Below are 21,884 nucleotides of genomic sequence, written 5' to 3' on the forward strand. Positions count from 1 at the left end.
AATTAAGATAGATATCAAAGGAGATAAAATGCAAAAAAAAGCAGAACACAATATTAAAGCGTATGACAAAAATTTTACAACTATGACTCCCGGTCCGTTTGCCGTCAAGTTAAGAACATGTAAAATTTGGCAATTGATAAGATTTATTGTTATAAATCTAAAAATGTTAGTGGTAGTAAACAAAAGCCACTAAATTTATAATTTTTAAGACCTTAGAATATAAATCTAAGGTCTTTATTTATTAAAACAAATTACTACTATTATTTTTTAGCAAGGCATATTTATGATTAAAGAGATAATTACTTACCCAACTCCGCCGAGTGTTCAATACGCAACGGATGTTAGAGTTTTTAATGAAGAGATTTTTTCTTTAATCGAGGATATAAAAGATACAATTGAGGCAAACTCTTTAGAGGCTCTTGCCGCTTTTCAAATAGGCAGTTATTATAATATAGTAGTTGTTAAAAAAAGTAATGAGAAAGATTTTTTAGAGTTAATAAATCCAAGAATAATAAGCAATAGCGGCAAAGTAACTACTACAGAAACAACAGCTTATTTTCCGGGATTAAGTGCAGAAGTTACAAGATATGAAAAGATAAGCATTGTATATCAAGATAGAGAGGGGAAGCAACACTCTTTAAAAGCTGAGGGGGATCTTAGTATTTTGCTTCAAAGAAAGATTGATTATACTTTTGGTTCAAGTTTTTTAAATAAACTCTCAAAAGATGAAAAAAAAGTATTTCAAAAAAAGCTAGAATTTGGAAGTGATATCGCTATCTCAGAGAGTTGCCCGACAACATTTAAGAGAGATTTTATAATTAAGATTATAAATATAGTAATGATTGCAATGGCAGTTTTGCTTACTGGTTCATTGTTTGTAAACGAGGAAATTTCTCAACAACTTTGGCAATATCAGACTTATCTCTTTTCTAGTGCGATAGTGCTTAATGTAATATATTTTTTCTATGCCCAATATGAAGGTAGAAAATTCACATCTTGTACTAGCTGCCAAATAGGAAATATAATCGGAACTACCGTGATATCTTTAATTAAGCTCTTTGTAATTATACTATTGTCTTATTTTATAATGTAAAGAAAGTAATAGTTTATGAAAAAAAAAGTACCGATTCTTATAAAAAATAGAGATATTTTTATATCTTCAAAAGAGAGTATTCTGCATCAATGGGCGTCATATATTTCTGTCAAAAAAATATTAAAAATTCATGATATAGAAGTAGAACAGTTTGTAAATGATTATGGTAAAGGCGTATTTGACTATTTTATGGGTGTAATATCCAGTGAATTTGAGATAGGCGATTGTCCTACGATGCATAACTTTTTAGATTTTTTAAAAGATAAAGATGTCAGAGCAGATGAGCTTTTTGATATATGCAGCCATTTTAGAAAATCAATGATTGATTTTTCATATGATTCTAATTTAAATTCAAAAATGCTCTTTGATGAAATATCTTTTATGTTCGATGAAAATTTTAAAGGGGTTTTAAAATACTACACAGATACAGTTTTTCAAAAAGAGCAAGAGATAGATCGGCATGTTAAACTTTTAAGTGAATATCAAAAAGCATTAGATGAGAGTGCTATTATTTCAAAAACGGATAAAGATGGCAATATAACTTATGTAAATGATAAATTTGTCCAACTAAGCGGATATAGCGCACAGGAGCTTATCGGCAGTAAATATAGTATTTTCAAACATGAAGATATGCCCCAAGAGTATTTTGAAGATTTATGGTTTCAGTTAGAAAATGCGGGTATTTTTAGAGGAACTATTAAAAATAATAAAAAAAACGGAGACTATTTTTATGTAGATGTAACAATTGTAAAAATAGTGGATGCCTATGATGATTCTGTTGAGTATATATCTATTGCGAACGATGTAACAAAACTAATCGATGCAAGACTTGAAGCTCAAAGAGCTTCTCAAGCAAAAGAGTATTTTTTATCCAATATGTCACATGAGATAAGAACACCGCTTAATGCAATTTTAGGTTTTGTAAATCTTTTAATAGAACAAGATACTTCAAAACAGCATAGAAAATATTTGGAAATTATTTTAAACAGCGGAGAAAATTTACTTAGCATTATTAATGATATTTTAGATTTTTCAAAACTTAGAAGCGGCGAGTTTACTATTGAACCAAAAGTATTTTCAATTCATAATGAAATCAGCCATACATTAGAACTTTTTGTAGCCTCTGCAAATTCTAAAGATATTACTATTACATCTTTTATAGATCCAAATATACCCAAAGAGTTATATGCCGATTCACTAAGAATTAAACAAATTTTATCTAATTTTTTAAGCAATGCTATAAAATTTACTCCGGTAGGGGGTTACATAAATATTGAAGCTACATGTAAAGATAAGATATTAAAAGTAAGTGTTAGCGACAATGGAATCGGCATAAATAAAGATGATATCAATCATATCTTTTCAGCTTTTACTCAAGCCGGACAGGGAGAGATAGAAAAGTTGCATGGAACCGGATTGGGATTGTCTATTTGTCATCAGCTCTCAGAGCATATGGGGGGAAGTGTTCATGTAAAATCCGAAATAGGACACGGGAGTACATTTTGGGTTGAGATTCCTGTTGAAATTCATAATAATGAGTGCCAAATTTTCACTGATATGCATGAATTGAAAAAATTAAAAACAGTGTTTTATTCAAAAAATGCTATAAAAAATTATAAAATAGATTCATTTTTTAAATATGCTAAAGTATTTAATCTTGATATAGATATTGTTGATAATCTTGACACAGAGTATGATATAGCAATACTTTTGGATGAGCATATCGATGATAAACTAAAAAAAACTATGCTAAACTCAGATAAAAAATTTATAATTCTTGAAAGCAGACCAAGTGATAAATATGAAAAATATGCACATATAATATGCGTGTGTTTTCCTCTTTATTGTTCAAAAATCAAAGCTGCTTTTAATGAATTGCTTAATCCATATTTACTATATTCTCCTCATAAAAATAGCAATAACTTAAATTTCCAAGGACATATTTTAATAGCCGAAGACAATGAAGCAAATCAGGAATTAATTAAAATTCTCTTAAACAAATATGGACTTACTTATGATTTGGCAACTAATGGCTTAGAGGCAGTAAATCTTTACAAAAAAAATAATTATGATCTTATTTTAATGGATGAACAGATGCCGGTGATGGATGGCAATAAAGCTGTTCAAGAGATTATAAAATATGAAAAAGAGAAGGGGCTTAGACACACGCCTGTATCTGCTTTAACGGCAAATGTTATTAAAGGGGCAAAAGAGCGTGGCTTATTGAGTGGGTTTGATTCATTTTTAGGAAAACCTATTGTGATGAAGGATCTAGAGAGAGTATTTTTTAATTATCTAAAAGTCACTAAAGAAGATGACACTAATTTAAAACAATCTGCTATAAACAGTAAGATAGAAGGATTAAATTATGAAAAATTGAGTCAAGAGCTTATGCTAAATGATGATGAATTAATTATGCTGGTAGAGCTTTTTTTAAAAAAAATGTCAAAGCAAATTCCTGAATTAGAAGCAGCAATTAAATCAAAAGATTATAAAAAGATAGCTCTTATTGCTCATAGTATAAAAGGTTCAAGTGGCAATTTTAGGCTTGAAGAGATACAGGAGCAGAGCGAGAAAATAGAAAAAATGGCTAAAGCTAAAGATAAAAAATATGATTATGAAAGTGCATTTGAAAAAATAAAAAGCAGATTAGCGAAAATAAAAATATTTTAATTATTTTTCAATATAGTAACCAATTCCAGAGGCATTTTTTATAATGTCTGTCGGAAGTTTGTTTCTAAGCCGCCAAACAAGTGTTCTGATACTGTTTTCTGTTGCTCCGCGTTCTTTCCAAACATAATCAATAGCTTGGTCAAAACTAATAATATGTCCAATTTTTGCAACAAGAAGTCTTAGTATTGCACTCTCTTTTTTTGTAAGTTTGATTTTTTCATTATTGTAAAATATATGATTTTTAGAAATATCTATAGAGTAACCGTTTCCAAAATTAACAATAGGTTTATCTGATTCTCTTTTTGAGTAGAGCAGTTTTTCTATGTTTTGTTCATTTATTTTATTGGCATCAATCTCTTCAAATCTTTTGTTTTCCATATTAAATTTAAAAATTGCCATCTGTATTGTTGCATGGAGAGAAGATGGATCAAAAGGTTTTACTATATAGCCATAAGGCTCCGTTTTAATTGCTTCAGATATTATCTCATCATCGCTGTAAGATGTCAAATATATAAAAGGAATTGTGTAAGACTCTTTTATTGTTTTAGCAAGTCTAATTCCATCATCACCCTCTTGAAGAGAGATATCAATAATAATTACATCAGGCTTATATTTGTCTATCTTTTCTTTTGCTTGAACTGCATCACTACACACTGCAATAACATCATAGTCATGTTTCAATAAAGATAATTTCAGATTCAGTGCTGTAATTTCATCATCTTCAACAATAATAATAGAATTTCTTTTCATATTTGATCCATAATGTTTAAATGTAATTATTTTATAAAAGTATTATAGTATAAATTTCTGAAAGTTAGTAGAAAATGTGATGATTTTGTTATTATTTTATATAAAAATGATTTTTTAAATAAATAATTTTTGTTTATATTGTTACAAAACAAGGAACACTCCTATGCAGAGTACCAAAAAAGGAGATAATACTTGAAGTATCTTGATAATAATTGAATTGTTTTTTGCTATATGAGAACTTTTGATGGCTAAAGCTCCTGTGAGCGATATAGTAAGCCCCATTCCTATACTCATGGCTATGGTCGCCAAAATACCGGTTACAAGATGTCCCATCATTAAAGAGAAAAAAAGAACAGTCATAACTCCGGGGCAGGGAACTATGCCGACTGAGAGCGCTACAATATATGACTTTTTATCTTTTGTTTTTTCTATTTTTTCATAAGTATTCCACTCTTTTTTTAATTCATAGATTAAATAAAGTCCGACAAAAATAATAAATATTCCGGAAACTTTATACATAATATCCACACTTTGGTTGAATGTTCTAGAAAAGAGACCATCTACCAAATAGTAGATTAAAAATGTTAGGATTAAAGCTGATAAAGCATGAATTGTTGAAACAAGATAGCCCATTTTAAAAGCGCTTATAAGCCTTCTGCCTTGAGATAAAAAATATGAAGCTACTATTGCTTTGCCATGACCAGGTCCGGCCGCATGAACTATGCCATAAACAAAAGCAATAGCTATAATGGTGAGTGAGCCATAAATACCTGCTTCATCTACCTGTTTAAAAGAGGATGCTATATTTGTATTTAATATTTTTTGATAACTATTTATCTCATAAATAAATTTTCCCCAAATTTCACTCATTTAATTCCTCTCCATTTGACAATCAACATATCTGCGATATAGTAATCTTTGTCTTCTAGTTTAGAATCTACAGAAGAAAGATCTATATTTTCATGGTTAATTTTTATTTTTATATCTTCGCTAAGATGAAAAGAAGTTAGATTTTCTTCATCAAAACAGCCTATCTTAAGCTCTTTTATTGATAAATCTATATTCGTTGAAATACTGAATTTATATACAAGTTTAGCCCCTTCTATATAGGCTGTGAAATTTTGCGGCTCTGAAAATTTTAATTTTTTGTTTTTTTGATGCGGGGAGATATAGTAGTTGAACTCTTTTAAGTTGTCAAATGATTCTTGTTTTAAAAAAGCTATCTCTTCTTTCTCTAGTTTATTATTTCTGTTTTGATCAAAATCCATCAGTAAAAGATTTGAAGTCATCTCATCAAAATACCAATACACATCCATATCTGAACTATTTTGGTTTATGACTATATCAAATTTAACATCTACAAATACATGAGGATGGCTAAATAATAGAGTATATAAAAATGATAAAATAACTATATACTTCATAACAGCCTTTATTTTTTTTGTTTTAAATGCTAACTAAAAAAAACTTATATTTTGATAATAATAATCGATTGTAACAAGTGATGTTCATATAGATATATTTTAGTTACCATATAGCTAGCATGAAAAATAAAAGCTTTGAAGATGCCTAAAATAAGACTTTTGAAGTGAGTGGCTCCGGATACTGGATTCGAACCAGTGACCAAGTGATTAACAGTCACCTACTCTACCGCTGAGCTAATCCGGAATATTTGATAGGTCGGAATTATACTTAATGAGTTTTAAAAAGTCAAGATTTTTTATGCTACTTTGCGCGTTTTCGCTTTTCGTTTTCATTTAGGATGAAAAATTCCAAATTTCCCACTTTTTTTATAACCACTTTTGAGTTTGAAAGCAGATTGTTGAGCCTTTTTTTGCTCTCTTCATCAAAAAGCAGGTTGATATCATCTATTGTTAGAGGTCTTTTATCTAGTGTATTTAAAATATCTTCGTTACTATAGTTAGCTTTTTTTGGTTCGGCATGAACTCTTGAGGCTATATGGATGGGCAGAGAAGAGTCAAATAGCAGTGAAGCGTCATGCAGCTCTTTGTAGCTAAGTCCGCTTACAGGATAGGCAGGTGGTCTGTCAATTGTGCCTAAATCAATTCTGCTCACATCAAGTTTCAGTAGAACTTCGTTTAGTTTTTTTATCTCATCTTGTGTGTCGTTTAGACCGTGAACAAAGAGTATTTCTATGAAGAGTTTTCCTTTGAAAGCCTTGGAGAAATCTATCACTTTTTGAACGATATCTTTTATCTCTATGCCTGCATGCGGTCTGTCTATTCTCTTAAAAACATTTTTACTTACTGCATCAAGAGAGAGTTTAACTTGGTCAAGTTTTAGAAGTGAATTGAAAATTTTATTATCAACAAGTGTTGCGCTGTTTGTTAGGATAAGCGTTTGTGCATTGCCTTTGATTTTGTTTATTTCATCAATAAGTTCATCGAGATAAGGGTAGAGAGTCGGTTCACCGTTTGCAGTTATGGTTATGACATCTATTTTGTCGTTTAGATGCTCTTTTAACTCGTTAATTATCGTAGAGACTTCTACTACTTTTTTTTGTATATCGGTTGTTGCACTTGGAGCTAGTTCGCAGTATAGGCAGTCAAAATTGCACTGTTTTAGAGCAGGGGAGAGATCTATACCCAAAGAAGAACCAAATCTTCTTGAGTTTATGGGACCAAAAATAGTCTTCACTTATTTTTTGCTGACTCTGTGGCATTCAGCTATAAAATGTTTTGCATTCTCAACAGGAACATCGGGAAGGATGCCGTGACCTAGGTTGAAGATATGTCTTTTTCCGCCCATGATGTTTTGCAGCGCTTCTACGCACTCGGTCGTTGCCTCTTTTGAATAGAGTCTGCATGGCTCCATGTTTCCTTGAAGAACATATTTCTCACCCAATTTTTCTTTTGCCAAAGCCATAGGAGTTGACCAGTCAACGCCAAATACCTCAAACTCTCCATATACTTTATCTAAAAATGCAGGGATACCTTTAGGGAACATAATAATAGGAATATGAGGATATTTTGCTTTTAAATAGTCTGCAATTTCTACCATATATTTCCAAGAAAATTCATCATATTTAGAAGGCTCAATTGCAGCTGCCCATGAGTCAAAGATTTGAACTACATCTATGCCCGATTCGATCTGTTTTTCCATGTAAAATTTTACAACTTCAGTTACTTTTGCTAAGATTTTATGCAAAAGTTCAGGATTTGAGTACATCATTTTTTTACAGATATTGTAAGTTTTTGTACCTTCTCCCTCTATCATATATGTTGCCAGAGTCCAAGGAGCACCCGTAAAACCGATAAGGGCTTTGTCATCTGCTAATTCTTCTCTTATAAGTTTAATAGTGTCGTAAACATAAGTCAGTTTAGATGCAGCTTCTTTGCCGCCGATAAGTCTATTTAAGTCAGCTTCATTTTTAATAGGATTATGAAATTTTGGTCCCTCGCCTTTTATGAACTCCAAATCCATTCCCATCTCATTTGGAACAACCAATATATCACTAAAAAGAATAGCGGCATCAACACCGACAATATCAACTGGCTGAAGTGTTACTTCGCAAGCTTTTTTTGGATCATGACAAAGATTTAAAAAGTTTCCTGCTTCTGCGCGCACTTTCATATATTCTGGAAGATAACGGCCTGCTTGTCTCATCATCCAAACCGGAGTGTACGGAGTCTCTTTTCCAAAACATGCGTCTACAAATATTTTACTCATTTTAATCCTTGATATTATTTTATTTTTAGTGACTTTTTCCGACTTTGCTTAAAAAGTAAAGACCAACCGCAACCGCTGTTATTGAAAGAGCCAGGTAGAGCAGATCCAGCGCACCGCTATATGTAGTATGCCCGACTTTTTGAAAAAATCCGACAACTAAAACCATAACAATAACTTTGGATATTTTATCTTTTAATTGATCCAGAGAGTGAACTGCTAAAAGTTGATTCTCTTCTCCATGTTCATCTTTTGCAGGATCTATATCTGAGATAAAAAGTTCATATAGACCAAAAGAGAAAATTATCATTACAACACCAATAAGATAAAGATCTACTGCACCGATAATGCCGCCTACAACTTCTTCATGGAAATGTTCCGGATGAGCATGCGTTATATATGTGTTTATAACATAAGCTGCTGTTTCGTAAATGTCAAAACTAGCAACCAAAAAGAGTAAAACAGCACCGACAAGACCAAAGACTACAGCAAGAATTATGATAAATCTTGAACCCCATAGACTTTTTTCAAACATTTTTTCCAGCATTGTCTACTTTTCCTCTTCCATCTCTATCCATTTTTGAGCTATTCTTACTGCATTTGTAGCAGCACCAACTCTTAAATTGTCAGCAACAATAAAAAGATGAAGCATATTTTTAGAAAAATTGTCATTTCTAATGCGGCCTACAAAAGTTTCATTTTTTTCTAAACAAATTGCAGGCATAGGGTATAGAGACTCTGAAGGATTGTCTAAAATAACAATATTTGGAGCTTTTCTTAAAAGCTCTCTTGCCTCATCTGCTTTAACTTCATTCGCAAAAGTAATAGTAAGAGCTTCTGCATGACCGCGAAGAGTCGGGACACGAACGCAGGTAGCACTTAGAGGAATCTGTTTATGCATGATTTTGGTTGTTTCATTTACCATTTTCATCTCCTCTTTTGTATACCCGTTTTCCATAAAAACATCTATTTGAGGAATAACATTTAAAGCTATTTGGTGTTTAAATGCTTTATGCTCGCTTTGATCTAATTTAAAAGCAAAAAAGTCATGCATTTGCGTAACTAACTCTTCCATTGCACTTTTTCCGGCTCCTGAGGTTGCCTGATATGTGCTTACATCAATTCTTTTAATATCATAAGCTTCATCAAGAGGTTTGAGTGTTTGAACCATTTGAATGGTAGAGCAGTTAGGGTTTGCAATAACTCCGGTTTTCTCCCATTTTGAAATATCTTCAGGATTTACTTCAGGAACAACAAGCGGAGTATTTTGATCCATTCTGAAATGTGAAGTATTGTCAATTACAACTGCTCCGGCTTTTACAGCGGCAGGAGCAAACTGGGCGCTTACACTTCCTCCTGCACTAAAAAGTGCTATTTCTACCTCTTCTTCTTCAAAAATAGTATCAGTCAACTCTTTTATAATTATACTTTTACCGGCAAATTCTATCTTTGTTCCTGCACTTCTAGCACTAGCAAGTGGAACAAGTTTGTTAATTGGAAAATTAACTTCATTTAAAATTGCCAATATCTCTTCCCCAACTGCTCCGTTTGCACCAACAACTGCCACATTATATTTTTTTGACATTCCTACTCCTATAGTTCATAAATTTTTATTTTTTTAAATTTGTTTTACCCATATTAAGGGGAAGATTCTAAAGTTTTTGATAACAGTAACTAAAGTATTTATATTAAAAGATTCTTTCATATTGTTATAATCTTTAACTATTTGTAGTTTTTTACTAAAAAATTTTAGATTTTTGACATATAAACAGCCATCTTTTTAAGCAGCAACTATAACAAAATTATCATTAAAATCGACTTTGAATTAAATTGCAAAATTTGTAAAAATATATAGAGTTCACTTGCATTTAATGCAGGTGAACTTGCAAATAAATATTGTTATAACTCTTCTGTATCAAACAAAGAGTCATCATCATCCTCTTCTTCAATAGGCTGTTTTGGACAACGAGAAACGCTTGCTACATCATCGCCTTTGACAATATAGACACCACTTGTATTTCTGCTTGATTTTGAAATAGTTTGCATATCAACTCTTATCATTTTACCGGCTTTTGTAAGTGCCATCATGTCCATTCGTTCATCGACCATTAAACATCCTACTACATATTTACCGGTTTTTGCAGTAATTTTCATAGCGATTACACCTGAACCACCGCGATTTGTTAAACGGTATTCACCGGCTTCTGTTCGTTTGCCGATGCCCTTTTCGCTTACTATTAAAATCTCTTCTTCATCACTTGAAATAATATTTGCATCTACAACTTCATCATCAGCATGTTTAAATTTAATGCCTCTAACACCTCTTGTATTTCTGCCTTGATCGCGTGTTTTGTTTATATCAAACTTAATACATTGTGCAAGTTTTGTTACGATAAAGAGATATTTAATGCTTTGATCTGCAATTTTAGCAGTAATAATAGAATCATCATCATCTAGACTGATAGCTTTTACGCCGTTGCTTCTGATATTTGAAAATTCACTTAAGTTTGTTCTTTTTACAATACCTTTTTTTGTAAAAAATACCAAAGATTTCTCTTCGCTAAAGTCTGTTGTAGGATTTATGGATTGAATCTGTTCATCAGCTACTAGATTAAGCAGATTTACAACAGCTTTTCCTTTTGCCGTTCTGCTTCCTTCAGGAATTTTATAAACTTTTAGCCAGTGCAGTTGTCCGCGATCAGTCACAAAAAGAAGCGTGTCATGTGTATTACATGTAAAGAATCTCTCTATAAAATCGTCTTCATAAGTAGTGACTGCAGTTTTGCCTTTTCCGCCTCTTTTTTGTTTTTCGTACTGCGCCAAAGGAACTCTTTTAATGTAGCCTCTATGCGTAATAGTAACAACCATTGGCTCGTTTGGAATCAGATCTTCAATATCTATGTCATCATAATCATCTTCAATATCAGTTCGTCTTTCATCCGTATAGATAGTTAGAATTTCGTCAAACTCTTGATCTATGATTCCGTGTAGTACCTCTTCGCTTTTTAAAATCGACTCTAAATATTCAATAAGTTCAATAAGTTCACGAAGTTCGTTTTCGATTTTTTCACGCTCTAGGCCTGTTAGTTTGCCAAGACGCATATCAACGATACTTTGAGCCTGAATAGTTGTAAAATCAAATTCTGAGACTAAATTATCTCTGGCATCTTCAATGTTTTTACTTGATTTAATAACTCTGATAATCTCATCAATAATGTCAAGCGCTTTTTTAAGTCCTTCTAAAATGTGAGCTCTTGCTTTTGCTTTTTCAAGATCAAAAATAGTGCGGCGGATAATAATAGTTTTACGATGATTAATAAAATGTTTTAAGATATCTATAATTCCGAAAATTCTTGGCTCTTGGTTTAGGATAGAGAGCATAATGATACCAAAAGTAGTCTGCATGCTTGTTTGCTTGAAAAGATTATTTAAAACTATTTCGCTCATTGCATCTTTTTTAAGCTCTATTACTACGCGTATACCTTCACGGTCAGACTCATCACGAATCTCTGATACACCTTCAATCATCTTGTCTTTTACAAGATTTGCTATACTTTCTATAAGGCGTGCTTTGTTTACTTGATAAGGAAGTTCGTCAATGACGATAACATCTCTATTTCCCTTTTTTTCAATATGAGTTTTAGCACGAACTTTTATGCGTCCGCGTCCAGTCTCATAAGCGTCCATAATTCCTTTTTTTCCAAATATTGTTCCGCCTGTTGGAAAATCAGGAGCTTTTATATACCTCATTAATTCAGCAAGTTCAATTTTAGGGTTTGCCAAAAGTGCTTTTAGCCCGTTCATAATCTCTTTTGGATTATGTGGAGGGATATTTGTTGCCATACCGACTGCAATGCCCGAAGAGCCGTTTATAAGAATATTTGGTACGCGAGTAGGCATAACATCAGGCTCTTTTGTCGTTCCGTCGTAGTTGTCTATCATGTTTACCGTGTTTTTTTCTAAATCTTTAAGAAGTTCACCGGCATATTTTGTCATTCTCGCTTCAGTATAACGCATAGCAGCTGCACTGTCTCCGTCAACTGAACCAAAGTTTCCTTGACCGTCTACAAGTTCCATTCTCATAGAAAAATCTTGCGCCATGCGAACTAAAGCATCGTAGACAGCTGTATCCCCGTGTGGATGGTATTGACCGATAACATCACCGACAATACGCGCGGATTTTTTAAACTTTGCTCCGTGAGAGAGATTTAGTTTGTCCATAGCATATAGAATTCTTCTATGAACAGGTTTTAGTCCATCACGAACATCAGGAAGTGCACGACCTACAATTACACTCATAGAGTAATCAAGATAGCTGTTTTGAAGAGACTCTTCAATGTTTATAGTTTGTATATTATCGTTAGTTAGCAAATCGCTCATATAAAACACCTAGTTTAAAAATAAAATCTTTTTATAATATCTTATTGTCCCTTAAGAAATTAGAAAATAGCGGTAAAAGTTCTTAAACAAAGGCTTTTTGTGAAAAAGAAGAACATTTGAATTTTTTCTTTAGGAGCTTGTTTTTTCACTCTTTTTTATAGGAAAAAGTAATTCCCAAGGTCGTTTAAGAGACTCAGTTGCTAAGAGTTTTAAAAATGAAAAAACGCTTCCAAAATAGGCGTCTCTTGATTTTAAAGATATTTTGAGCGCTAAAATAAAACTGACACTAAGATTTACAAAACCTATCATAAAAACAAAAACAAAAGCAATAAAAAAGTCTTTTAAAGAGAGTAGAAAATCTGCACTACAGTATCCAAGATTTGCAGTAGAGAAAGCAACATGTCTTATCTCTAAAGGAAGATTGAAAAGATATCCTAAAAACGGAGTAATGCCTAAAAGAATACCAAAGAAAAAATTTCCTGCCATTGCTCCATGGTTTTCATATAAATACTCAGCTGTTTTTTCTCTTAAATTTGGCGAAAGGTATTTTTTAAAAAAAGGGTGGTAAAAATATCTCTCCTTAAGATTGAGATAGTTTGCTCTATTGTCAAAGTATCCGGCAATAAGTCCTGAACAAAAAAGCCAAATTCCTGCTATGGCTGCATAAAAAAGGGCAGAGTAAGATTTTATGCCTTCTAGATAGTACATTTTCTCTTCTACTGAGAGTATTTTAAAATCATTGGAAAAGAAGAAAAAACTAATTACAAAAGCAACGCTAAGCGCCAGTATAACATTCCCCATAACTGCTGCAAATTGGGAACGGCTTACTTGAAAAATAAGTTCAACGAGTTTGAGTTGGTTGGCTTTGTTGTTTTGCTCTTTTTCGATAGCTTTTGCAAATGTAGAAGCTGTCATAGCGGGCTGTTTTGTTGCAATGGTAAAACCCAGCATATGAATAAGCACAAATCCTAATCCATAATTTAAACTTGAGAGAAAAGTTTGAGAAAACAGAGAGAGATCTAGCTGATAAATATTTATCTTTAAAAGTGCCATAATAGCTATAATAATTCCTGCGCCGGCGGCAGAGAAAAACATTTTAAGATACTCATTTTTATCACTTGTTATATAGTGTTCTCCATGTTCACTGGCATTATTTGTGATGCTTTTTGCAAGTATTTTAATGTTTTGATTATAAAAGTCATAAATAGAGTTTTTTTTACTATTGTATTGAACTGATTCTTTAAATAATTCTATAAGAGAGTTGTAAAATTCAGGGGTATCAAATTTTTTGATAAGCTCAAGAATATCTTCTACTCTTTGGATTATCTGTTCTAATCTCTCAAGTTCATAAGTTAAAGCTACGGAAATACCTTTGTTTATTGATTTTTTCTTTAAAAATGAGACTTGATCATGACACTGTTCTAATATAACTTTAGTATGTTGAAAATCTAGTTCAGTTGAATTAATATCTATTTTTGCTTTTTGAATCACTGTGATAAAGCTGCTTATACTTCTATGGAGCTCTATAAATGCAGAATCTTTATTGAGCAAAGAGCTGTCTATTCTGATAAAGTTTTCATCAAACTCTTCAGAAGCTATCCAGATAGATAAGATTTCGACAGCATATAGAAGCTCGTCAAAAAGATAATCTTTTGTTGTTTGAGAATACTCATTATTATATAAAATTGTGGAAAAAAACTCTATCCAGATTTCATTTTCAATTGCATTGACCCATATATGATCATTGTTTTTGTAAAAAAGTGTTGCAAAGAGGTATTTAAAATCCCCTTCTTTTGGGGGCGAAGGCAGAAATTTATTATAAAAACGCTTATTAAGTTCATGTAAAAATCCATCTCTGGACAAAATGCCTAAGTTTGAGATATTTGTTGAAATTCTAGATTTTATCAGCCATCTGTTTACGCAAGCAGATAAATCATCAGCTGTTTTAGTGTTATTATTTAAGTAATTAACAATTTGATGGATTTTTTTAATGGAGTTATCAATATCATTTACATCAGCAGGTCTTATAAAATCAATAATATATGTCAATTTTTCAATAATAGACAAATCACTGCTTTTTAAATTTTTAACTAAAGAATCAAGCATACTTTCCATTAAACATCCCTCTAAAAAGCTATAATAGTCTTCATTATAAAATAAAAAAAGATAATTCTATATTAAAATTAGTAAAATGTTGTTTTGATTAAAAATTAATCAACAAATTGATTATTTAATTTTTTATAGGTGTATAATTTTAAAACTTTAACTATAAAGGATAAAAAATGAAGAGATACATTTTTATGTTATTGATGCTCCCCTCATTGACATTTGCAGATGAGTTGTTAAGTAGCGGAGATACTGCTTGGATGCTTGTTGCTACTGCTTTTGTAATGCTTATGACTCCGGCTGGATTGGCACTTTTTTACGGCGGTTTGACTCGTTCTAAAAATGTGCTTAATACTATAAGCATGAGTTTGGGTGCTTATGCTGTTGGAACATTGGTATGGATTTTAGTCGGTTACTCCATTGCTTTTGGAGAAGGTGATATCATTGGCAGCGGCAAGGTGCTTTTATCCGGGATTACTTCTGATACATTAAGCGGAACTATTCCTGAACTTCTTTTTGTGGCTTTTCAAGGAACTTTTGCGGCGATTGCAGTTGCAATTGCAAGCGGTTCTATGATAGAGAGAGTAAAGTTTTCTACTTATATTTTATTTGCAGCCTTATGGATAATTGTTGTTTACGCACCGATTACTCACTGGGCATGGGGTGGAGGAGAGACTCTGCATTTTAATGAAATGGATTTTGCGGGAGGAACGGTTGTTCATCTTAATGCAGGTGTCGCAGGTTTGGTAGTAGCTTTGATACTTGGACGAAGAAAAGATTACGGTAAAGTTGCTATAAAACCTTTTTCTCCGATTTTAGTATCTCTTGGTGCGGCACTGCTCTGGTTTGGATGGTTTGGTTTTAATGCAGGATCTCAGTTGGCTGCAGACGGTATTGCCGCATCCGCATTTTTGGTTACAAATGTTGCTGCATCACTCGGTGTTATAGGCTGGGTTATAACTGAGTGGCTGATTTATAAAAAAGCTACCATAGTTGGAGGTGCATCAGGTGCTGTTGCAGGTTTGGTTGCAATTACTCCCGCTTCTGGAAGTGCCGGTGTAGAAGGTGCTATTATCATCGGCTTAGTGGGTGGTATTGTTGGCTTTTTTGGCGTTACAAAACTTAAAAATATGTTTAAAGTTGATGATGCGCTGGATGCTTTTTGGATTCATGGTTTAGTTGGTATCTGGGGGTCAGTTGCTACAGCACTGTTTATAGCATCTTATGCAATGCCTGCGGAGTATAATATGGCTTCACAGCTAATAAATCAGCTAAAAGCTATCTCTTTGACAATAGTTTATAGTGCTGCTGCAACTGCAGTCGTTTATTTTGTCTCTTCAAAGCTGACAGGAGGTGGCAGAGTTGATGAAGAGAGCGAAAGCATAGGGCTTGATGAAACTCTTCATGGAGAGAAGGCGTTAAATATTTGATGTCTAACATTAAAATGAGCTCATCTATTTTAATGACAGGGACAATTTGTCCCTACAACATCCTAAAGCTACGAAAAAACGGAGTTTTTAGAGAATTACAAAAAATGTAAAATTGGATTTTTGTTGATTAAAACCATAAAAATGGTTACAATTTTAAACTTAATTTGGAGATATTGTTATGAAAAAAATAGAAGCGGTTATAAAGCCATTTAAATTAGAAGATGTAAAAGATGCTTTGGCTGAAATTGGGGTTACAGGTATGACTGTAAGTGAAGTAAAAGGTTATGGTCGCCAAAAGGGGCATAGCGAACTTTATCGCGGTGCCGAATATGTTGTGGATTTTCTTCCGAAAATAAAGATGGAGATGGTAGTCGAAGATGATAGTGTTGAAGAGGTGACAAATACTATCGTAGAGGCTGCTAGAACTGGAAAAATAGGTGATGGAAAAATCTTTGTAACAGATATTGAAAAAATAATTCGTATTCGTACGGGTGAAACAGACAGCGAAGCTATATAACTAACCTAATCCTGTTAGAGCGGATTTTATCCATTTTAAGGATAGAAGTTAAACATCTCTAGCAACTTTTTGTCTGAAAAAAATTGATTAAAAATTAATCAATGAAAAAATAATAAACGCTGTTTCTAAGCTATAATTTTTTTTAAATTTTAAAGGATATTATATGCTAGAGACAGATTTTAAATATATTCTCGATACTTTCTTTACCCTTTTTACAATGACACTAATTATTTTTATGGTTCCTGGTTTTGCTATGCTTGAAGCAGGTTTGGTTCGTACTAAAAATGTTTCAGCAGTTCTTACGACAAATGTGATGATTTATGCGGTTGCTTCTTTGGCTTTTTTACTTGTTGGTTATAAACTTGCTTTTGGAAATTGGGATAGTGTTTCAAGCAGTATATGGGCTGTTTTTATGTTTCAGATGGCTTTTGTGGGTAAAACAGTAAATATTATGAGCGGCGGCGTTAGTGAACGCGTACGCATAATTCCTTTAGCCATTTTTACGGTTGTAATGGGCGCTGTTATATATCCTCTTGTAGTAAACATCAGCTGGGGTGCGGATGTAATTGCCGGAACTATATTTGATATTGATATATATGATTTGGCCGGCTCAACGGTTATCCATTCAACTGGAGGATGGGCTCTTTTAGCAGCGTTATTTATTGTGGGTCCTAGAAAGGGTCGTTATATTGATGGAAAAATAAGAGTTATTCCTGCTTCAAATATTCCGCTTGTTGTGCTTGGGGCTCTTTTGCTTTGGATCGGATGGTTTGGATTTAACGGCGGGAGTATCGGTTCAATCTCTAGTGTAGAAAATGCAAATAGTGTTGCAAAAACAATTATGAATACAAATACCGCCGGTCTTGCAGGCGCTATAATTGTTGGAATTATAATGTATATCAAATATAAACTTTTTGATATTACTATGATTTTAAACGGAGCTTTAGGGGGGTTGGTTGCCATAACTGCTGCTCCAAATCTTTATGATATGTATACACCTATTTTGATAGGTTTTGTAGGTGGCGCTTTAGTAGTTTTTGCAGTGGCGGTATTTGATAAATTTAAATTAGATGATCCTGTAGGAGCTCTCTCTGTACATTTGGTAAATGGTATATGGGGAACTTTGGCTGTTGGAATTTTTGTAGATAATGTTTCTTTTATTTCTCAACTCAAAGGAGTAATTGTTGTTGGAATTTTTACATTTTCACTCTCTTTCGCAGTTATATACATCATAAATAGGTTATTTAAATTTAGAGCAAACGATGAAGCGCAGCTTATAGGTATGGATATAAATGAGTGCGGTGTTGAATCTTATCCGGAGTTTAAAAGAGCTATATAAAACTTTAAAAATATTTTAATAAAATAGTAATAGATTTTCTGTTACTATTTCTTTTATGATTAGATGCAGCAGTTCATTTTTTATATCTCTTTTTATTCATGTTATTTTATTTTTAACACTTTTTTTTACATGGGAAACTTATAATAAAGTTGAAAAAATAGAGCATAACAGAGTTTGTTTAAGACTTTGTAACATGGAGCTAGGTAAAAGAGTGCCTCAACAACAAGAGTTGAAAAAAATTGAAAAAGTACAAAAAATTGAAGAGCCAAAGAAAATTGAAAAACCGAAGAAAATTGAAAAAAAAGTAGAAAAACCAAAAAAGATAGAAAAAAAAGTAGAAAAGCCAAAGAAGATAGAAAAAAAAGTTGAAAAACCAAAAAAAGAGATACCAAAAGAGGTAAAAGTAGCAGATGTAAATCCTGTTGCCGAGCCGGTTAAAGAAGAAAAAGAAATCACCCAGGAAGTCACGCAAGAAGTTGTTGCAGAAGAACAAGTTGCTCAAAAACAAGCGTTTGAATCAAAGCAGGGAGATGGACAACTGCAGCAAAAAGAGTTGACAGAAAAGTATATAAAAGTAAATATACAAAAAATAGCACAATTATTAAAAGATAATCTTTACTATCCGGCAAGTGCAAGAAGAAGAGGCACTACGGGCTTGGTTGTTGTTAAATTTACATTAGATACAAATGCTGTTGTCCATAATATTGAAGTTGTTGAGTCAAGTAGCGATGTTCTTAGTAAAGCCGCAATAGAAACTATTAAACAACTCTCAGAAAAATTTCCAAAACCGAGTGAAGAAGTTATTTTAAATATTCCTATAAACTATCATTTAAATTAATAACTTTTTATGATACAACTATATTTTTACCTCTGTTTTTAGCTTCATAGAGTTTTTGATCAGCTTTATTTATGGTTTCTTTAATTGTGTCATCATCGTTATGCAGTGCGATGCCGAAGCTGCATGTAACACTTGGAATGTTTGCAAATTTATGATGTTCTATGGCATATCTTAATTTTTCTGCTAGTTTTAATACATTTTCAATTGATTTAGCATAAAGAATTATAATAAATTCTTCACCGCCCCATCTTATTAAAACATCATCTTTTCTAATCAAACGATTTAAAAGTTTAACTAAAGTTTTTAAAACTTCATCACCGGTGTTATGTCCATAGTTGTCATTTATTTTTTTAAAATAATCAATATCCAGTAGTATAACACCTGTTTTTCCATTTAGTTTTTCATTGTTTTTAATTATATTTTCAATTGAAGAATCAAAATATGTTCTATTATAAGCTTTTGTAAGCTGATCTCTAGTAGCTTTTTTCTCTAGTTGAAGTTTTTCAAACATTGTGTCGCTGATATCACTGAAATTAATTATATAGATTTGTGGATCAAAGTTGTTGATAGAGACTGAAAAAGCATGAGGATTGTTGTTTTTGCTTGACATTGAGACGATTCTCTCTCTTCCCGGAAGATTTAGCATACTTTTTACCCAGTCTTTCTCTTTTGGAGAGATTTTTTCTAGATGAAAAAAAGTGTCATCTTTTATAAACATATCACAGATACAGTTATGATTATTATTGAACTCTTTTAGATTTTTATATCCAAAAAAATCAAAAAACTTTTTATTTGCGAAAATAATTTTTTTTGTATCTGTCAAAATAACTATACTGTCTTGTATGTCAATAAATTTTCTAAGTTTGTCTATACTGTTTTTCTGATGCGTGATATCTGTAATAATACCCTCTACTATTTCCATTCCTTCATCATTTTTACCTTTTTTGCCACTTTCTCGAACCCATACAACATCACCGATTGAGTTTAAAATTCTATACTCTATAGAGTAGTCACGATTTTTAATCAAAGCTTTTTTGATCTCTTTATAGACATTTTCTCTGTCTTGAGGATGTATGATACTTCTATAGCTTCTAACTTTGTTTAGTATAAAGCTTTGTGCTTTGTACCCGGTGATTTTATAAATAGCATTATTTACAAAAAGTATAGTCATAGCGTCATCAGTTTTAGATCTAAATAAAATATCGGGAATATGATTTGCTATTGATTCTAATTCATTTTTTATAAAATTAATTTTGTTTTCATATTCAATAATGCTTGTAACATCATGTATCGTTCCGATGGTGTAAATATAAGCACCCTTTTGGTCATATATATGATGTCCTGTTTGATTTACATAAGCGATTGATTTATCAGATTTTATAATTCTATGTTGGATTTGATAAGTCTCTTTTAATTTTATTGATTTTTTAAAAATTTCATCTACTTTAATTTTATCTTTTGGGTAAATAAATTCAAGAAAAGTTTCATATGTCAACTCAAAAGATTGCGGCTTAAATCCAAAAATTTTATAAACTTCATCACTCCACTCTATTTTATTGGTTTTTGCATTTAATTCCCAAGAACCTAATTTTGCAATATCTTGTATATTATTGAGTGTTTTGTTTTTTTTCTTTAACTCTTGATTCTTTTTTTCAACTCTATAGTATGCATATATCAAAAGCGCTAGGAACATTATGATAATTATGTTTATAAATATATTTTTTTTATGGTGATATTCAAGAGATATATTAGGGCGTGTAATAACAATATTGCCCACATATTGTCTTGAATGAGTGTTATAGACTGGAATAAAAGTTGTTATATAAATAGTATTATTATAGTTTGTAGAAAAATTAAATATGGAACCTTTGTTTATATTATTGCCAAGATATGGATATGAATCGGTAAAAGTTTTGATAAGCGCACTCTCTTTATTTGAGATACTCTTTTCATAAAAATAGTCTTTATGTATTTTACTTTGAGCATAGTTTTTTTTCTCATCTTCGAAAACTTTTTTTTGAACTATATTTTTCTTAATAATAAATTCCACATCAGAAATAGTTTCATTTTTTATATGTTGAATGATTTCATGCATTGAAACAGAAATTTCAACACTTCCGTAGTGTCTATTTTCTTCAATAATAGGATATATAAAACGGTATCCGTTGTAAATTCTTCCCTCTTCAAAGCTAGATACAGGCACTTTATGTTTATTGACATAAGCAACGGTATCTCTTATACCGGTTAAATTGTCTCCATATCTGTTTGGTCTGTGAAATCGTAAAAAACTTTCATTGTCTGGAAGATGAAAGTGAAGTTGTTTGATTTTAAAAAGCTTCATAGAGTTGTATGTATCAGATAATGAAGAGTAGAGCTCTTCTCTTGCACTGTTTTTTTTATCTATTTCTGTGCTATTTGCTTTTTTCATTAAATCAAGAATATCTTTGGTGTTGATTTTAGTTATAAAAAAAATCTCTGAATGTATTTTGTAAGATTTTTTAATTGTATTATAGGTAATAGAGAGCAGATCTTTTTCTTGATTTAAAATTTCTTGTTCATGGTTTTTATATTGATAGTTTGAGATAAAAAGTGCAACAGCACTTAGAGAGATAAAAATAAGGACATACTTTATAATATTTTTTTTATGCATTAAAAACAATTCTTTTTTATTCTAAAATTTATTAATATTTTGATTATATCATTTTCAATGGATTGTAATGTAAATTAAAATTGCCAATTGAAGTTTAAAGTGCCATAATATAGTGATATAGAATTAGAAGATAAAAAGTGGTGACCCCGAGGAGAATCGAACTCCTGTAACATGGATGAAAACCATGGATCCTGACCGCTAGACGACGGGGCCAAATTTTATTTTTCTCTGCGTCAAATTTAATTTTTCATTCGTCATGTACCATATGTACATTTTCTTATTAAAAAAATCAAATTTTCCTTGATAAAAGAAAAATTAATGTCTATATAAATGGTGTCCTGTGATGGATTCGAACCATCGGCCACATCATTAAAAGTGACGTGCTCTACCAGCTGAGCTAACAAGACAGATACAAACTTAT

General features: G+C 31.8%; 17 protein-coding genes and 3 tRNA genes. 7 read left to right on the forward strand and 13 right to left on the reverse strand.

The features are described from left to right. Positions 1-28: 28 nt before the first annotated feature. The 3 genes from FJR47_RS09705 to FJR47_RS02870 all read left to right on the forward strand — a co-directional run bounded on the left by FJR47_RS09705 (position 29) and on the right by FJR47_RS02870 (position 3,766). Complete coding sequence (locus FJR47_RS09705) at positions 29-193, forward strand: hypothetical protein (protein WP_188093741.1); 165 nt, start codon at positions 29-31, stop codon at positions 191-193. A 90-nt stretch (positions 194-283) separates the two neighbouring features. Beyond that, positions 284-1,093 (forward strand): peptide deformylase, encoded by an 810-nt coding sequence (locus FJR47_RS02865; protein ID WP_152298969.1) that lies wholly within the window; start codon positions 284-286, stop codon positions 1,091-1,093. Positions 1,094-1,108: 15 nt separating this feature from the next. Next, the gene (locus tag FJR47_RS02870) at positions 1,109-3,766 is read left to right on the forward strand and encodes an ATP-binding protein (protein ID WP_188093742.1); all 2,658 of its coding nucleotides are present in this window, start codon (positions 1,109-1,111) and stop codon (positions 3,764-3,766) included. Here the strand turns inward: FJR47_RS02870 and FJR47_RS02875 are convergent, their stop codons facing one another. The 10 genes from FJR47_RS02875 to FJR47_RS02920 form a co-directional block, all read right to left on the reverse strand. After that, positions 3,767-4,516 (reverse strand): response regulator transcription factor, encoded by a 750-nt coding sequence (locus tag FJR47_RS02875; RefSeq protein ID WP_152298970.1) that lies wholly within the window; start codon positions 4,514-4,516, stop codon positions 3,767-3,769. Between the two features lie 141 nt (positions 4,517-4,657). After that, a complete protein-coding gene (locus FJR47_RS02880; protein ID WP_152298971.1) occupies positions 4,658-5,386 on the reverse strand; it encodes a nickel/cobalt transporter in 729 nt (242 codons plus the stop codon). Beyond that, entirely contained in the window at positions 5,383-5,940 is a 558-nt protein-coding gene (locus FJR47_RS02885) for a DUF1007 family protein (protein ID WP_152298972.1), read from the reverse strand. The genes FJR47_RS02880 and FJR47_RS02885 overlap by 4 nt, the downstream gene beginning before the upstream one ends. A gap of 169 nt (positions 5,941-6,109) precedes the next feature. Beyond that, positions 6,110-6,184, reverse strand: a tRNA-Asn gene (locus FJR47_RS02890). Positions 6,185-6,241: 57 nt separating this feature from the next. Beyond that, positions 6,242-7,174 carry a radical SAM protein gene (locus FJR47_RS02895; protein ID WP_152298973.1) on the reverse strand — a complete coding sequence of 311 codons (933 nt, stop codon included), beginning with the start codon at positions 7,172-7,174 and terminating at the stop codon, positions 6,242-6,244. Further along, positions 7,175-8,206 carry a uroporphyrinogen decarboxylase gene (gene hemE / locus FJR47_RS02900; protein WP_152298974.1) on the reverse strand — a complete coding sequence of 344 codons (1,032 nt, stop codon included), beginning with the start codon at positions 8,204-8,206 and terminating at the stop codon, positions 7,175-7,177. Between the two features lie 25 nt (positions 8,207-8,231). Beyond that, the gene (locus FJR47_RS02905; protein ID WP_188093743.1) at positions 8,232-8,750 is read right to left on the reverse strand and encodes a YqhA family protein; all 519 of its coding nucleotides are present in this window, start codon (positions 8,748-8,750) and stop codon (positions 8,232-8,234) included. 3 nt (positions 8,751-8,753) lie between these two features. Beyond that, positions 8,754-9,788 (reverse strand): aspartate-semialdehyde dehydrogenase, encoded by a 1,035-nt coding sequence (locus FJR47_RS02910; protein ID WP_152298975.1) that lies wholly within the window; start codon positions 9,786-9,788, stop codon positions 8,754-8,756. Positions 9,789-10,102: 314 nt separating this feature from the next. Next, entirely contained in the window at positions 10,103-12,583 is a 2,481-nt protein-coding gene (gene gyrA, locus FJR47_RS02915; RefSeq protein WP_152298976.1) for a DNA gyrase subunit A, read from the reverse strand. Between the two features lie 129 nt (positions 12,584-12,712). Further along, a complete protein-coding gene (locus FJR47_RS02920) occupies positions 12,713-14,698 on the reverse strand; it encodes a recombinase (protein WP_152298977.1) in 1,986 nt (661 codons plus the stop codon). Between the two features lie 167 nt (positions 14,699-14,865). On the opposite strand from FJR47_RS02920, the gene FJR47_RS02925 reads away from it, so the two are divergent. The 4 genes from FJR47_RS02925 (at position 14,866) to FJR47_RS02940 (ending at position 18,813) form a co-directional block, all read left to right on the forward strand. Further along, positions 14,866-16,119, forward strand: a complete 1,254-nt coding sequence (locus FJR47_RS02925; RefSeq protein ID WP_152298978.1) for an ammonium transporter — start codon at positions 14,866-14,868, stop codon at positions 16,117-16,119. Between the two features lie 178 nt (positions 16,120-16,297). Further along, positions 16,298-16,636, forward strand: coding sequence for a P-II family nitrogen regulator (locus FJR47_RS02930; protein ID WP_152298979.1), 339 nt, complete (start codon positions 16,298-16,300; stop codon positions 16,634-16,636). 163 nt (positions 16,637-16,799) lie between these two features. After that, the gene (locus tag FJR47_RS02935) at positions 16,800-17,975 is read left to right on the forward strand and encodes an ammonium transporter (protein WP_152298980.1); all 1,176 of its coding nucleotides are present in this window, start codon (positions 16,800-16,802) and stop codon (positions 17,973-17,975) included. A 211-nt stretch (positions 17,976-18,186) separates the two neighbouring features. Further along, entirely contained in the window at positions 18,187-18,813 is a 627-nt protein-coding gene (locus tag FJR47_RS02940; protein ID WP_152298981.1) for an energy transducer TonB, read from the forward strand. A gap of 7 nt (positions 18,814-18,820) precedes the next feature. On the opposite strand, the gene FJR47_RS02945 is transcribed toward FJR47_RS02940, so the two are convergent. The 3 genes from FJR47_RS02945 to FJR47_RS02955 form a co-directional block, all read right to left on the reverse strand. Further along, complete coding sequence (locus FJR47_RS02945; RefSeq protein ID WP_152298982.1) at positions 18,821-21,463, reverse strand: diguanylate cyclase; 2,643 nt, start codon at positions 21,461-21,463, stop codon at positions 18,821-18,823. Positions 21,464-21,601: 138 nt separating this feature from the next. Then, positions 21,602-21,676, reverse strand: a tRNA-Glu gene (locus FJR47_RS02950). Between the two features lie 118 nt (positions 21,677-21,794). Further along, positions 21,795-21,870: transfer RNA gene (locus tag FJR47_RS02955), tRNA-Lys, on the reverse strand. Between the last annotated feature and the right edge of the window lie 14 nt (positions 21,871-21,884).

This window comes from Sulfurimonas xiamenensis, assembly GCF_009258045.1.
Classification (GTDB): Bacteria; Campylobacterota; Campylobacteria; order Campylobacterales; family Sulfurimonadaceae; genus Sulfurimonas; species Sulfurimonas xiamenensis.